Annotated in this window: 16 protein-coding genes; 11 read left to right on the forward strand and 5 right to left on the reverse strand. The window is 39.1% G+C overall.

Going from position 1 to position 15226, the window contains the following annotated elements; translation table 11 throughout:
* Positions 1–40: 40 nt before the first annotated feature.
* Genes GWJ05_RS03120 through GWJ05_RS03140 form a run of 5 tightly spaced genes read right to left on the reverse strand, consistent with a single transcriptional unit; the run spans position 41 to position 3973 of the window.
* Positions 41–619, reverse strand: coding sequence for a TerD family protein (locus GWJ05_RS03120; protein ID WP_006536043.1), 579 nt, complete (start codon positions 617–619; stop codon positions 41–43).
* 53 nt (positions 620–672) lie between these two features.
* Positions 673–1713, reverse strand: a complete 1041-nt coding sequence (locus tag GWJ05_RS03125) for a TerC/Alx family metal homeostasis membrane protein (RefSeq protein ID WP_036934200.1) — start codon at positions 1711–1713, stop codon at positions 673–675.
* A gap of 34 nt (positions 1714–1747) precedes the next feature.
* Positions 1748–2203: a tellurite resistance TerB family protein gene (locus GWJ05_RS03130; protein ID WP_036934202.1), complete on the reverse strand. Its 456-nt coding sequence runs from the start codon at positions 2201–2203 to the stop codon at positions 1748–1750.
* Positions 2204–2228: 25 nt separating this feature from the next.
* Complete coding sequence (locus tag GWJ05_RS03135; protein ID WP_036934204.1) at positions 2229–3389, reverse strand: TerD family protein; 1161 nt, start codon at positions 3387–3389, stop codon at positions 2229–2231.
* Positions 3389–3973 (reverse strand): TerD family protein, encoded by a 585-nt coding sequence (locus GWJ05_RS03140; protein ID WP_036934205.1) that lies wholly within the window; start codon positions 3971–3973, stop codon positions 3389–3391. Before GWJ05_RS03140 ends, GWJ05_RS03135 begins: the two co-directional genes overlap by 1 nt.
* 324 nt (positions 3974–4297) lie before the next feature.
* Between GWJ05_RS03140 and GWJ05_RS03145 the strand changes: the two genes are divergently transcribed.
* The 11 genes from GWJ05_RS03145 (at position 4298) to GWJ05_RS03195 (ending at position 15199) form a co-directional block, all read left to right on the forward strand.
* On the forward strand, positions 4298–5365 hold the full coding sequence (locus GWJ05_RS03145; protein WP_036934208.1) for an ATP-grasp domain-containing protein: 1068 nt from the start codon (positions 4298–4300) through the stop codon (positions 5363–5365).
* Between the two features lie 14 nt (positions 5366–5379).
* Positions 5380–6516 (forward strand): phosphoribosyltransferase domain-containing protein, encoded by a 1137-nt coding sequence (locus tag GWJ05_RS03150; protein ID WP_036934209.1) that lies wholly within the window; start codon positions 5380–5382, stop codon positions 6514–6516.
* The gene (locus tag GWJ05_RS03155; RefSeq protein ID WP_036934210.1) at positions 6509–7279 is read left to right on the forward strand and encodes a hypothetical protein; all 771 of its coding nucleotides are present in this window, start codon (positions 6509–6511) and stop codon (positions 7277–7279) included. Before GWJ05_RS03150 ends, GWJ05_RS03155 begins: the two co-directional genes overlap by 8 nt.
* Positions 7280–7281: 2 nt before the next feature.
* On the forward strand, positions 7282–8358 hold the full coding sequence (locus GWJ05_RS03160; protein ID WP_036934211.1) for a cysteine protease StiP family protein: 1077 nt from the start codon (positions 7282–7284) through the stop codon (positions 8356–8358).
* Entirely contained in the window at positions 8358–9302 is a 945-nt protein-coding gene (locus GWJ05_RS03165; protein ID WP_036934212.1) for an HpcH/HpaI aldolase/citrate lyase family protein, read from the forward strand. Before GWJ05_RS03160 ends, GWJ05_RS03165 begins: the two co-directional genes overlap by 1 nt.
* 305 nt (positions 9303–9607) lie before the next feature.
* On the forward strand, positions 9608–10093 hold the full coding sequence (locus GWJ05_RS03170; protein WP_036934213.1) for a hypothetical protein: 486 nt from the start codon (positions 9608–9610) through the stop codon (positions 10091–10093).
* Between the two features lie 525 nt (positions 10094–10618).
* The gene (locus tag GWJ05_RS03175; protein WP_087803399.1) at positions 10619–11257 is read left to right on the forward strand and encodes a vWA domain-containing protein; all 639 of its coding nucleotides are present in this window, start codon (positions 10619–10621) and stop codon (positions 11255–11257) included.
* 17 nt (positions 11258–11274) lie between these two features.
* Positions 11275–11916 (forward strand): TerD family protein, encoded by a 642-nt coding sequence (locus GWJ05_RS03180; protein ID WP_087803397.1) that lies wholly within the window; start codon positions 11275–11277, stop codon positions 11914–11916.
* Complete coding sequence (locus GWJ05_RS03185; protein WP_036934216.1) at positions 11916–12554, forward strand: vWA domain-containing protein; 639 nt, start codon at positions 11916–11918, stop codon at positions 12552–12554. The genes GWJ05_RS03180 and GWJ05_RS03185 overlap by 1 nt, the downstream gene beginning before the upstream one ends.
* Positions 12555–12659: 105 nt before the next feature.
* Positions 12660–13700 (forward strand): TerY-C metal binding domain-containing protein, encoded by a 1041-nt coding sequence (locus GWJ05_RS03190; protein WP_036934218.1) that lies wholly within the window; start codon positions 12660–12662, stop codon positions 13698–13700.
* A complete protein-coding gene (locus GWJ05_RS03195) occupies positions 13700–15199 on the forward strand; it encodes a PP2C family serine/threonine-protein phosphatase (RefSeq protein WP_161681053.1) in 1500 nt (499 codons plus the stop codon). Before GWJ05_RS03190 ends, GWJ05_RS03195 begins: the two co-directional genes overlap by 1 nt.
* Positions 15200–15226 lie beyond the last annotated feature (27 nt).

Genomic DNA, 15226 nt, shown 5'->3' on the forward strand with positions numbered 1-15226 from the left:
TCTTATGATTGCCAGTGGTTAGTATCTTACAAATCAGCTATCAAGAGGCATTAATACCGTATTGAGCACAAACTGAGCCTAAACCACCCGCGTAACCTTGGCCTACTGCACGGAATTTCCACTCTGTACCATGACGATATAACTCGCCAAATAGCATTGCAGTTTCCGTTGATGCATCTTCCGTTAAGTCATAACGAGCAACTTCAATTTGGTTGTCATCATTAACTAAACGAATAAATGCACCTGAGACTTGGCCAAAGCTCTGACGACGAGCTTGAGCATCATGGATAGTGACAACGAAGATAACCTTATCGACATCGTTCGGGATCATGTCTAATTTGATTTTCAACGCTTCATCATCACCATCGCCTTCACCTGTGCGGTTATCACCAGTATGCACAACTGAGCCATCAGCAGATCTTAAATTGTTATAAAAAATGAAATCGGCATCGCTACGCACTTTTCCATTTGCAGCTAACAGAAATACAGACGCATCTAAGTCAAAATCTTGACCATCTGTAGAACGGGCATCCCAACCTAGTCCGACAAGGACGTTTTTCATCGTTGGGGCTGCTTTGCTCAGAGAGACATTACCACCTTTAGAAAGAGAAACGCTCATTTTATAACCTCTTTAGTTTTGTTTTTAATATTCTGATTTCTCAAGAATATTTATTAATTTGTCTTACCTTCATCATCTTTTTTCTCTGGAAATACAAAGCTTGCAATAATACCCAGAGCAAGAACCCCCAGCACAACAAATAGGCTAGTTGTCGCGGAAATGCTATATCCATGTTGCCAGATATGATCTGTTGCATTTAAACCCAATTTTGCAGCAATAAAGAACAACAGCACAATAACCGCTTTTTCAAGGTAAACGAGATACTGTTTTAACGCTTCTAACACAAAGTAAAGCGTACGTAAGCCTAAAATTGCGAACATCATTGCACTATAGACAATTAAGGGTTCACGGCTTACTGCGATAATAGCGGGAACCGAGTCGAAAGCAAACATCACATCAGAAAGCTCCACGACTGCTACACACAGCATAAGCGGTGTTGCATATAACGCAGCTTTTGTACCACGGCCGATAGTGATATCTTTGTTTTCAGGTTTCGCTAATTCAACATCCACTTCTTTTTGTGTTAATAAGAACGCGTGTCCAGTGATTTTTGGCCATATAGGAAAAAATCGTTTTACTAAGCGATAAGCAAGATGTTGTGAATAGTCTTCAATTTCTTCACTATCATCACCACTTTTCAGCATCATAACTGCCGTCCAAGCAACGATTAAGGCAAATACTATCTCAACATATGGTCCTAAACTTAACAGTCCTGTACCAATGGCAACAAAGATCCCACGGAATACAATCGCACCGATAATACCCCAATAAAGAACGCGGTGACGAAAGCGGTCTGGTACGGCAAACCAAGAAAAAATCGCCATCATGACAAACAAGTTATCAACAGAAAGCACTTTTTCTAACGCATAACCTGTTACGAATAAGCTCGCAACTTCTGCACCATGGTGAATATAAAGGAATCCTGCGAATGCCATAGCAATAGCAACCCAGAATATAGACCAAAATATGGCATTCTTTAACGTTATCGGCTTATCAGCACGATGCATGAATAAGTCGACAAAAATAGCGCCAATCGCAAGTACTACAAAGACAATGACAGTTTCTGTCGGAAAACCAATATGTGTGGATACCATAATAATTCCTGAACGGTTCCCTATATTAAATTAATTACAAACCAAATTCTGCGGGCTCAAAGCCTAATGCAATGGCAATAGCACGCACCGCTTCTTTTTCATCATTGTCAAAATCACCATCACTTTTCGCAACAGCAATACCGACACGAATAGCTAATTGTGCAGCTTCTGGTTGATCTTTCATTGCCAGAATATACTTCATCGTTTCGCCTTTACCGACTTCGGTATCGAATTCGAAACTAGTAATTAGCTTATTAAAGAATTCGATCACCTCAGAGGTATCAAACACTTTAAGTTCATCCGATGCTTTTAAAAAACCGAGCATCTTCTGTTTTTCTTCAGAACTCACACCGTCGCTGGCGATGGCGATACGCGCACAAACAGCCACCGTACCTTGCATAAATTTTTTGTTTTTAAAGCGACCAACTTGCTTTGCTAACTCAGAACGGCCCGTATTAAAACCTTCTTTTAATTTGTTAAAAAAACTCATGTTATTTTTCCTTATATCAACTTGATCACTTAGAACCCGCTGTCCAGCGAAATCCCCACCCATAGGCATTATCCATATCACGGTGGCCTTTAAAAAACTCATTGAGACGTTCAACTTTTATCGAACCGTTCTCATTAACTAGCCGTGCTATCGCACACATACCACGGCCATTATTACCATCAGTTAAACGGGTTTCGATAGGGGGTTGATCTGGCATATGAATGGTGACCACGCCATCAGTCTTACTCCAATTTGGCACTCCTTCATAAATAAACGCGAAAATCAGCACTTGCTTAATATTTTTCCATTCACGCCCATTGACAAAAATCCATTCACCACCAGCGACATCTCCCGTACGATCATCACCTTGCAACTCAACATAAGGAATATGATTGAAATCACCAAATCCGTTTCCTAATGCCTGAATAACGGATTTATGGCCTTGCTGAAGTTCAACAAAGGCACCGATATCTAAGTCGATACCTTTATTTCCTCCAAACAGCCCACCTAATAAACCAGAACCACTGCTCTTATTTTCACGATGCCAATCAAGGTTGATCCGAATTTTACCGAAGTCATCTTTCTTCGTTAGGCTGATTGCCGGTTTCTCTTTGGTTAAAGAGACCTTATTTAAGTTCACCGAACTTGACGCTGGCGTTGGTGCCGGTTTCGGTGCGGGTGCGGGTTCAGAGTCAGCAATATCAACACCAAAATGTTCAGCTAATGGTTTTAAACCACCGTTAAATCCTTGAGCGATAAAACGGAACTTCCAACTACCATTACGACGATACAATTCACCTAAAATTAATGCTGCTTCCGAACGACCATTAATATCAACATTACCGTTCGCGACAACCTCATTATTAGCATCAACTTGAATTGATAATCGTTGCAAGTTTGCAATAGTTTGTTGACCTTCACAGGTCGCTGTAAACGCAATTTTTTCAACATCTGGGCGTAAACGCGTTAAATCTACGGTAAAAGAAGTGCTATTTCCTGCTGTTGCATAAATAACCGTGCGATCATCGCTTGCTGTTTGCCCATAAAACACCATATCGGCATCACCATTGACTTTGCCTGAGGCATACAGTCTAAAGGCGGAAACATCTACAGGCGCCCCAGATTGAATTCGAACGATTAGAGTTTGATTAGGAACGGGTAAATTCCCACCTGGTGTCATATTCATTATCGCACCACCGTTGCTACAATATCAGGCATCATGTCGTTAATAACACGACCTTTACAAGGCGCACCAAATGCAGTGAAATCCCATTGGCCATGGTTGCGTTGCATAGAAGCAATCACGATACCAGTATGAGAACCTTGTTCTGTTAAGGTATAACGCACTAACTCTTTGTTTGTTTTTTTATCAACAACACGACAAAATGCATTTTCAACTTCATTAAATGTTTGTCCACGGAAGCTGTTTACAGTAAAGACTAAGTATTCAACATTGGTTGGTAAACGGTCTAAATCAACAAAAATGGTTTCATCATCACCGTCACCGTCTCCGGTTAAGTTATCACCAGAATGAACCACTGACTGACAACTTGATTTTAATTTTCTAAACCAAATGGTATCGATTTGATTACCACTTGCGTCAAGTAACACGCAACTTGCATCTAAATCAATAGAACCACCACCACCAAAAAGACCACCTAATAATCCTTTTTTCTTAATCGGATCCCAGCCCAAACCAAACATTAAATGGCTCAGTGTAGGTGCTTGTTTACTGAGAGAAACTGTTTGATTCTTGCTTAATGAAACCATAATTAAATTCCTTCAGAGGTAGAGTGAAACAATAATGCCATTTGTGATTAAATCCATATCGTGAAAATCATCATATCATGATGAAGTACATGAGCAAGACTATTTTTATCAATCAAATTTAAAGATTTGTCAACCAATTGATATAATTGATATTTATATAAAAATAAAATGCAAAAAATACAAATCAGCCATCATAATAACATGATTAACTAGTCTCATTTAAACATAAATCAAATAAATCATATTATGATTGACACCGTTCTTCGAAATCTTCATGATTATAGGTCTTGAACCCTACACTTTTATTTCACGGTATATAGCGTAATGAACAATACAATTTGGTTTATGGAAGGCTTATCATCACAACGCGATATAATTCAAAGTGTTAAAGACTTTGCAAAACAGCAGCACCAAGAGATCTGTGTGCTCGCATCTCATCGTCATACTCGAAATGAGATTTTATCGCTTGCTGATGGCGCTTTTTATGAGCCTCTTGAAGAGACATTGCGCTTAAAATTTATCGCTGATGTTGTAAAACAGCATCAAGTCAATGTCATTCATACTGGGCGTAATAGCGCATGGTTTGAATCACACCGCAAAGAAATTGAGTCATTAGGGGTAAAATTAACCACGGGTGCGACACAGCTTGAACAACTTCAATTAGCTGATAATAAAGTCGCTTTTGCACAAACCATGGAACAGTGTGGTCTTCCTGTTGTACCGTCTATTTACATTGATTCAATCGATGAATTAGAAAAACAAATAAAAAATCCACCTTTTGGTGAGATCTCTTTATGCATTAAGCCTGTAAAAGGCATTTACGGAATGGGTTTTTGGCGTTTCGATAGTGACGTTTCTCCTATGGCACTCTTCAATCACCCAGAAAACCGCCAGGTTAACCCACAACAATATATTGATGCATTAAAAGCGGTTGAACACTTTGAACCATTAGTACTCATGCCTTATTTACCCGGCCCTGAATACTCTGTTGATCTGGTTGTCGAGCAAGGTAATGTCATTGCCGCCGTCGCTCGTCGTAAAGACGGTGCAATACAACATCTCGAAATTTCAGGTGAAGCTTATGAATTAGGCAAAGCGTGTGCCACTGCCATGAAAGCAGATGGTCTTGTGAATGTGCAAACACGAAATAATCATCAAGGTCGCCCCTTATTGCTTGAAATTAATATGCGCCCTTCGGGAGGCATTGGTTACACCCAGCATTGTGGTATTAACCTCGCGGGTATTTTTGCTTTACGCCAATTGAGATTGATGAGTATCGAAGAAGCTCAAGCGCAAAATAACCATTTTGTACCAACAAAAATACGTTCAATCACCGATTCTATTGTTTTCAATTCAACGTTAACAAACATCATAAATACGGATAATAATTAATAATGAAGAATAGTATGAGTGACTCATCCGTTTATCGTCGCCCTCTTTCTTGTGGCACATTAAGTGTGACGCCAAATTGCCCTATTGAGTTACTTGACGAATTATTTGATATTGCAGAAAGACGCAATCCTAAGCGTGCATTTTTATTTGTCAGTAAAGTATTAGGGCGACATATCCCTGTTTCACCAAAGAAAATGCGTGAAACCTATCAAAAACTTGCCCGCCAATTTCCTGACTCGCTTGAAGGCCCTATTTTGTTTATTGGTATGGCAGAAACCGCCGTGGGTTTAGGTGCTGGCGTTTTTGATGAAGTAAAAAATCATTATCAACAAGCAATTTATTTAACCTCAACACGTCACCCTATTGATAACGGTGAATTACTGTGTGAATTTAAAGAAAATCACAGCCATGCAACTGATCACTTACTCTATTTACCAAAAACAGCAGAACAGCGCCAATGGGTAAAATACGCTAAAACAGTGGTATTAATTGACGATGAAGCCACAACAGGTAATACCTTTATTAATCTACTTTCGGCTTTACGTGAAGAAGGTGGATTAGCACATATTGAGCAGGTTATTACCGTCACATTGACAGATTGGAGTGGGAACGCTATTGCTGAGCGCGCCCCATTACCAATTAAAACACTCTCTTTAGTGCAAGGAAAATGGCAATGGGATGCTGATCCTAATGCGCCTCTACCTGTTATGCCAAATGTCAATATTACAGCTTCAGGCCAAGTTGCCATTACAGGCAAACAAAGTTGGGGCCGATTAGGTATGACAGCGCCCGCAAACGATCTGGGTTTAGCCATCAAAGCATCCGTAGATGAAAAAATTCTGGTTTTAGGATCGGGGGAATTTGTCTGGGAACCGTTCTTGTTGGCTGAACGTCTTGAAAAACAAGGTGCTATTGTAAAATATAGCGCTACAACCCGTTCACCTATTTCAACCAATTTTGCCATTCAATCAGCCATTACTTTTACTGATAATTATGGTTTAGGTATTCCTAATTTTGTCTATAACGTAGCACATCAACAATTTGATCGTATTTTACTATGTTGTGAAACGCCAACCGAAAGTATTGATAGCCAATTAATTGAAGCTCTCAATAAAGTTGCGCCTATTGTTGAGGTAATTAGTTATGACTAAGCCTGTGATTTTAACCGATCTGGACGACACCTTATTTCAAACACGTCGAAAAATGGTGGATGAGTTAGCACTTGAACCGTATCGAACGGGTGCGCTTGATAGAAGCTTAAAGCCTCGTAGTTTTATGACACAAGAGCAAGCCATGCTTGTTGATTGGATGTTAGAACATGCCGATGTCATTCCCGTCACAGCACGAGGCACTGAAGAAATCAGCCGAGTCACTATTCCATTTCATTCATGGGCAATCACCACACATGGTGCGGTGATATTAACACCTGAAGGTACGGCTGATACACAATGGCAAAACTATATTACTCAAAGCTTAGCGCCATATACACAGCGTTTGTTGACTCTACAACAGTCAATTACGCAATTAATGGCCGAACGACATATTGATGGTTGGGCGCGAATTAACTATGAATATGATGATTTGCCTATTTATTTAGTGATGAAGCATAACGATAGCACCCGACTAGAAGAGCTATACGCCATAGGTGATGAGATAGAAAAAACATTCTCAACCGAAGGTTTTTATATTCATCGCAACAGTAACAATATTGCTTGGTTACCTGAACCTATTGAAAAAGGTAAAGCCGTCACCTATTTGCTTAATAAATTAAAAGTAGAACGTGGCGTTTTTCCTGTCATTGGTTTAGGCGATAGCCTGAGTGATCATCGTTTTATGAAATTATGCAGTTGGTATGGGCTTCCTCGCCAAAGCCAATTCGCTGATGCGATCAACACAAAAATTTTTGGAGAATAAACATGATGGATCATAAACCGTTTTCAGGATCTTATGTATCAGGTGATGTCGATTTTCTACTTCAACCCGTCAATATTGAAATGACACCCGTTGAGTTAAAAGAAGAGCTGATACAGTCAGGTAAACGCCACTATTCTGACATGCTAAGCCAAGAGCCAGAACCCACAACATGGCATCTAGATCTGTTTGAAAAAGCGCTAGAAGCCGGTGCGACACGCTTAGCAACTGAAGTGATTATGTTGGCAAAATCCCTTATTGAACGCTTTGGTGACACCCCAATAATTCTGACAAGCCTTGTCCGTGCAGGTGTTCCTTTAGGTGTAATGTTGCAACAAACCTTGCGTAAAATGGGAAAAACCTCTTATCACTATGGAATAAGCATTATTCGAGATAGAGGCATTGATAGCGAAGCACTTTCATGGATTGAACAACATCATGGTACAGAAGGTGTTGTTTTTGTTGATGGTTGGACGGGAAAAGGCGCGATTACAGGGGAGTTAATTCGCTCATTAGCAGGACGCGAAGGTTATCCTTCACAACCACGTCTTGTTGTCCTTGCTGATCCTTGTGGTTGTGCATGGCTAAGTGCTAGTGATGAAGATTGGCTTATCCCTTTTGGGATCATGGGGGCGCCCGTTTCAGGGTTAATTTCACGTTCAATTTGGACGGAAAAAGGCTTCCATGGTTTTGTCGATTGCCAACATTTAAAGCACTATGAATGCAGTCGTTACCTTGTTGATACAGTAGGAAAAGTCGTTGACTCCTTGCTTGATAACGACATTCCACATGCCACATTTAAAGAACAACAATCAGACTTAAAAAAGCTGAGCGAAAACGTCGTTAGTTCACTTGCAAAAAAATATGATATTTCAAATATCAATCGTATAAAACCCGGTATTGCCGAAGCCACACGTGCTGTTTTACGCCGTGTACCCGAGCATGTTCTTGTGAGAGAAATAACCGATCCTGATGTGGCGTTACTGGTTTATCTTGCACAAGAAAAAAATATTGCTGTTATTGAAGCAGGGCAAGCGCTTGGTCAATATCGTGCAGTGACTATCATTAAAAAGGTGAAATAATGATTGAACGATTATCTCCGTGGAATTTAGGTGCAACACTTTATATGCCTGCAACTCGAACCGATATTGCAACAACGATTATCGATCAAAAAATTGAAGGGCTACGCTCTTTAATTATCTGTTTAGAAGATGCGGTTAGTGATGCTGATATTCCCGTCGCATTAGAAAATTTGGCTACATTATTAAATACATTAGCAAAGCATAAAAAGAACCACGATTGTAGCCATTGGCCACTGCTATTTATTCGTCCTCGCCATCCAGAAATGGGTCAATGGATCACCGAACATCTTGATGTCAGTGCTATTGACGGTCTTGTGTTACCTAAATTTACACAAGCTTCTCTGCCTGTTTGGTGGGATATTATTGAAAATACACATTTATGTATGATGCCAACACTTGAAACAGAAGAAGTGTTTGATGTTATTCAAATGACAGCACTTGCAAACCACCTCCTGTCTCACCCTTGCCATAACAGAATTATCGCGTTACGTATTGGTGGTAATGACTTAATGAATGTGATTTCACTAAGACGTAATCGCCAGTTAACACTTTATGATGGTCCAATGGGTTACGTCATAAAAATGCTGGTTGCCGTATTTGGTGCTCGTCAATTTGCACTCACTGCCCCTGTTTGCGAGCATATCGATGATCACCATATTATGGATAAAGAGCTTGCACTTGATATCGCCAATGGTCTTGTGGGTAAAACAGCAATACATCCAAAACAAATTCACAAGATTGAACAAGCTCTTATGGTATCTCAATCCGATCACTCAGATGCCCTGCGTATTTTAAATTCAACTCAAGCGGTATTTAAATCACAAGGTGCGATGTGCGAGCCAGCAACGCATCGCCGATGGGCATTAAGTATTTTAACGAGAGCTAAAATTTATGGCATTATTCCTAACCAACAAAATAATGCTCAACGTTTTAATGCAACATAAAATACTCTATAGCAGGTGATGAGCTCAATAAGATAAAATAATGCCCTATCTTGATTTTGATTTATAAGTTTCTAGTTAAAATATGTTATCTTTGACTAGAACTTATAAAAAACAAAACCAATTTTTTATTTAAAAAAGTAATTTTTTTATTTCAATTATTATTTGATACTACATTTAATAGGACGCTTATTTTATTTATACTTGTATTACTTTTGATACTTGTAAATAAAAAGTAAGAACAAGAATAATAAAAGTTAAAGCTAAATATTTTAACACACGAATGACAGAATAAGTGGTAACTAAGCATGCAATTAAGCACTCGTCAGGTCAGAGTCTTTACACTGGCAACCCTTTTAAGCTCGGGAAAAAAGGTTCCAACCATTAAGATTATTTCTGCTCTTGAATGCTCAGAGCCAACGTTAACTCGCGTTTTAAAAGAGATAAGAGATTCTTATGGCGCTGAAATAAAGTACAGTAAAGCATCCCGTGCTTATCAAATGACCGAACGTGGTCAGCTTGATAATAAAGCATTGCGCCGTATGCGTGAGGCATTATCAGCCAGTGAAGATCTCCGCCATAATGGAATGGCAAGCCGAGTTTACCTCGATAAAGATAAGAAAAAATCGGTTTCACTTTCATTAAAAATGTCTGCATTACGCAAAATTGATAGATTATCTTATCTGAATAATTCTACACGCAGTGAGGCTGTTGAATTATTGGTTGATCATTATGTCGAAAATTTAATTCAATCAACACTAGCTGAGAAAGAAAAAAATAAAAAACAAGATTAAGAGAGTTAATCATATATAATAAAAAACAACTTGATACTACTGTATCAAGTTGTTTTTATAATAAAGAAAAAGAAAAAATAAATATAAAAATCATTCAACATAATATAATTTATATATTTATTGAATTAAATACTTATTTGACTATATATTTCTCCAACCATTAATTAAAAATGTAATTAATTGAATTTATTTATATTTTTATTTGGTTTTAGATTTATAAAAATAGAGTATTTATACTTAATCCTTATCTACCACTCTTTTTGCACTATTCCGTTCAGAATTAGTCGATAAAAAAACACGCTTAATAAGAAATGTTGGATAATCACTCAAAATAAGAGTAACTACGACTTAATTCCTCTTTTATTTTACTTTTTATGCGATCTTCGTTCAGATTAATAATATCGGACAATCATCACTGCGTTTTTTTCCTAATTTAATTAAACTAAGCATAATCTCAATTGAACACGTTCATCAGTCAGTTAGTATATTAATCGCTTATTCCTATCTCACTAACAGGATAAATGCATGAGAAGATTGCCAGTTTACCTTTTACTTGATACATCGGGTTCTATGTATGGAGAACCTATTGAAGCAGTAAAAAATGGTGTTGAAATGCTCTTATCAACATTACGTCAAGATCCTTACGCATTAGAAACCGCCTATATTTCTATCATTACCTTTAACTCAACAGCACAACAAATTGTTCCACTCACGGATTTAATCAATTTTAGCGTACCCGATTTCGTGGCAAGTGGAACAACTGCATTAGGTGAAGCGCTGACATTAGTTTCTGATCGTATTGAAAACGAAGTACGAAAAACAACAGCCGAAACCAAAGGTGATTGGCGTCCGCTAGTTTTTGTAATGACTGATGGCACACCAACTGATGATTGGAAGAAAGGCGTTGAGAAATTTAGAGCAGCACGCACAGGTGTTGTTATTGCGTGTGCAGCAGGACAATCCGCACAAACGGATATACTAAAAAATATCACTGAAATTGTATTACGACTGGATACAACAGATTCTAATACGATAAAGTCATTTTTTAAATGGGTTTCAGCCAGTGTTTCTGTTGGTAGTCAAAAAGTCGATTTAACCAAGAAAGATATTAGTGATCTCGATGAATTACCTCCACCACCTCCTGAGGTTAACGTTGTACTTTAAATAAAAAAGGAATGAATATGTCAGTAAGTTTAAAAAAAGGACAAGGTGTTAGTTTAAAGAAAAATGAATATGATCTTTCCTCTGTCACTATCGGTTTAGGTTGGGATATCAACGAAGAGAAACGAGGTTTTTTGGGCGGGCTTTTTGGTAAAAAAAGTGAAGAATATGATTTAGACGTTATCGCTTTCTTATGTGGTGAAAACGGTAAAGTCAACGATCTGGGTAACATTGAAGGGGGGCAACCTTCTCTTGTTAATGGTGACATCATTTTCTTTAATAGCCTAAAACATAAATCTGGGCAAATTTGGTTAACAGGAGATAATCGTACAGGTGCAGGAGATGGAGATGATGAGCAGATCATCGTAAAATTAAATACCCTCGACCCTAAATTTACCAAAATTGTCTTTATTGTTCAGATTTACAATGGTCGAGAGCTACAACAACACTTCGGTAAAGTACAAAACGCCTTTATTCGCGCTGTTGATGCAAAAAATATAGAAATGGCTCGTTTTGATTTATCTGGAGGCGAAGCCTTCAACAACCAACGTTCAATGCTGTTTGCTGAATTAGTCAGAGAAGAGAATGGCTGGAAACTTAACGCCATTGGTGAGCCTTCAAGTTCAGATAGCTTTATTTCTTACTTAAAGGACTTTACCTAATGAGAAGACTTCCTGTTTACCTACTAATTGATACTTCAGGATCAATGAGAGGTGAATCTATTCACGCCGTTAATGTGGGAATACAAACAATGCTAAATGCATTGAGACAAGATCCCTACGCATTAGAAAGCGTACATATCTCAATTATCACTTATGATAATGAAGCGCGTGAATTTATTCCATTAACGGCATTAGAAGATTTTCAGCTCACGGATATCACTGTCCCTAGCTCTGGTGGCACCTTTACAGGTGCGGCTCTCGAATGCTTAATCAAGTGCGTTGATCGTGATATTAAACGCTCTGATGGTGACCAAAAAGGTGACTGGCGCCCTCTCGTTTTTTTAATGACCGATGGCACACCTTCTGATGCTTACGCCTATGGTGAAGCAATTAAAGAAGTGAAAAAACGTTCATTTGGTTCGATCATCGCTTGTGCTGTTGGCCCGAAAGCCAAACACGATCACCTTAAAGAACTCACCTCGCAAGTGGTTGCCTTAGAAACTCTCGATTCCAATGCCTTCTCTGGCTTCTTTAAATGGGTCTCTGCCAGTGTTGCCTCTGGCAGTTCAAGCGCTGGGGTTAATACCGATAAAGACACATTACCGCCACCACCTCCTGAAATTCAGTTGGTACTGTGATCCACAAAAGCAAAGCGCTTCAAAAGGCTTTGCTTTTATTTTATTCAGGCTTTGGTTTATTCATCACAATACATAACAGCCACAATAAAGTGATAAGGTACAACAATGAGAAGGCTACCCATTTTCTTTGTTTTAGATTGTTCAGAATCGATGATTGGTGAAAACCTAAAAAAGATGAATGACGGTCTGACAACTATTATTAGCGATCTAAGGCGTGATCCACACGCCCTTGAAACTGCTTATATTTCTATTATCGCCTTTGCTGGCGTTGCAAAAACGATTGTTCCACTCACTGAAGTCGTCTCTTTTTACCCACCTCAACTTCCATTAGGAGGAGGCACTTCATTAGGCAGTGCATTACGAGAACTTTCTCACCAAATCGACACTCAAGTAAGAAAAACCACGCTTGAGCAAAAAGGCGATTGGAAGCCTGTCGTTTACCTTTTAACAGATGGCAGGCCTACCGATGATTACGCACAAGAGATCAAGCGCTGGAAAGATCACTACGCCAACAAAGTTAACTTAATTGCGATTGGATTAGGCTTAAGTGCAGACTTACATGTGCTGTCGCAATTAACTGAAAATGTACTGTTATTTACCGAAACACAAGAAGGCGATTTTACTCGTTTTATTAAATGGATAACGATGTCAGTGGTTTCTCATAGCCGAAGTGTTGGCGAAGAGCCACCACCACTTTTAAGTCAAACAGAGCATATTGTTCGTCTTGCCAAAGACGATGTGGCTCGTGCCTATGATGAATCTTGTGTCACTTTTGTCGGCCGTTGTAGCCACACACGCTCACCTTATTTAATGAAATATGAACGTCCTCCCATGAAAGCTTCAGGGTTGGATTTTAATCTTAACCTTAATGGCTTTAACTTAACGGGTTGCTACACCTTAAATGAAGATTACTTTGCATGGAGTGATCTCAGCGCCACCGCATATCAAGTTAATACCAGTGAACTTCATGGCACTCCAGGTTGCCCTTATTGTGGCAATGCGACTGCTTTTGCCGTTTGCCAATGTGGCAAATTGCTCTGTGTAAATGGCCCTGAAACCGTTATTTGCCCTTGGTGTGATAACAACATCACCTTTGGAGATAACAGCAATCAATCTGACTTTGATGTCACACGAGGTAAAGGCTAATGGATAAAAAAGCCCTACTCACAAAACTGATTATTGATGACACACTGACACAACAGCGTATTCCGGTACATGAAGAGTTGGTTATTGCGCTGTATGAAGATGCGGAAATCGCTCAACATATTGATTTTATTATTGATAGAATCAAAGCAAAAACAGCAGAAAAAATAACAACGCAAGACAAAGCACAACCTATTCTTCTGTTATTGCCACCAGCCCACAATTTAGCCTCTGACGAAGCATCATTACCAAAAGAAAGCTCATTAAAACCAGGGCAAATTCCAACACACTCATCACCAATGCCAATAGAAAAACCGATTATTCACCGCCCTACGGCCAAAATTACTCTTTCTAATGCTAAAGTAGGTAGCGAATTTAATTCTTCGATTAATATTGAATTAGATACGCTTGATACTGCACAAATTAAGTCAGTGAATTTTCCTGAAGATCTCGGCATAACCTTTGATGCCAAAAGTTGTTGCTTAGTTGGCACACCAATAAAAAGTGGTAATTTCACGCTAACAATAAACTGGTCTGTAAATTCAGCGCATTACCACAATGATGTATTATTAATCATTAATCCAGATCCTCGTAGCTTATGGCAAATTAACGAACCTCCCGCAGATAGCCCTTATCCTAAAGCACATATTGATAGCAAACTTATTCTTGAAGAAGATATTCGTATTGCAGGTGCCAGCCGTCGCGGTCGCTCTCATGAACATGCAGGTACATTCCGTGATGACGATTTTTACATTCACCACGATAACCAAAGCCAATGGAATATTTTAATTGTTGCTGACGGTGCCGGCAGTGCTCGCTACTCTCGTGAAGGTTCACGCATTGTCACAAAAGTTGTCAGTGAATACCTTGAAGAACAATTGAACATTGAGAAAAATCCCATATTAGCACCTTATCTCAACACCATTCACCAATGGGATGATGAGAGTGAGAAAAGGCAAGTAGGCAACTTTTTTTCTAAGCTATTTCATAATGCGTCACAGCTTGCGATTAATCACCTAAAGAATGAAGCCATTCGCATTAATGAGCCCATAAAATCGTTTTCCACTACACTGTTGGCAACGGTGGCTTTACGTATCGATGATGAGCTATTTGCAGCGGCATTTTGGATGGGTGATGGTGCAATTGCAGCTTATGGACCCGCCGGAAAGGTCCGTGTTTTAGGTATTCCTGATAGCGGTGAATATGCAGGACAAACCCGTTTTCTTGATGAGAGTGCGGTGAATGATATTGAATTTAATCGACGCATTATTATTGGTAAATGGAGCGAAATTTCACATCTGATATTAATGACAGATGGTGTGTCTGATCCGAAGTTTGAAACAGATAACGGCTTACAAGATCCCAATAAATGGGCAGCGCTTATTGATGAAATATCGCCTTGTTTAGCTTCACCGGAAACCGCTGATAAAACACTGGCCGAATGGCTAAATTTCTTTTCAGCAGGCAATCACGATGACCGCACGCTGGTTGTGGCTTGGTGATCATCAAAGAGAAAATAGGTGAGTTTC

This window comes from Proteus sp. G2626 (assembly GCF_009915985.1).
Taxonomy (GTDB): domain Bacteria; phylum Pseudomonadota; class Gammaproteobacteria; order Enterobacterales; family Enterobacteriaceae; genus Proteus; species Proteus vulgaris.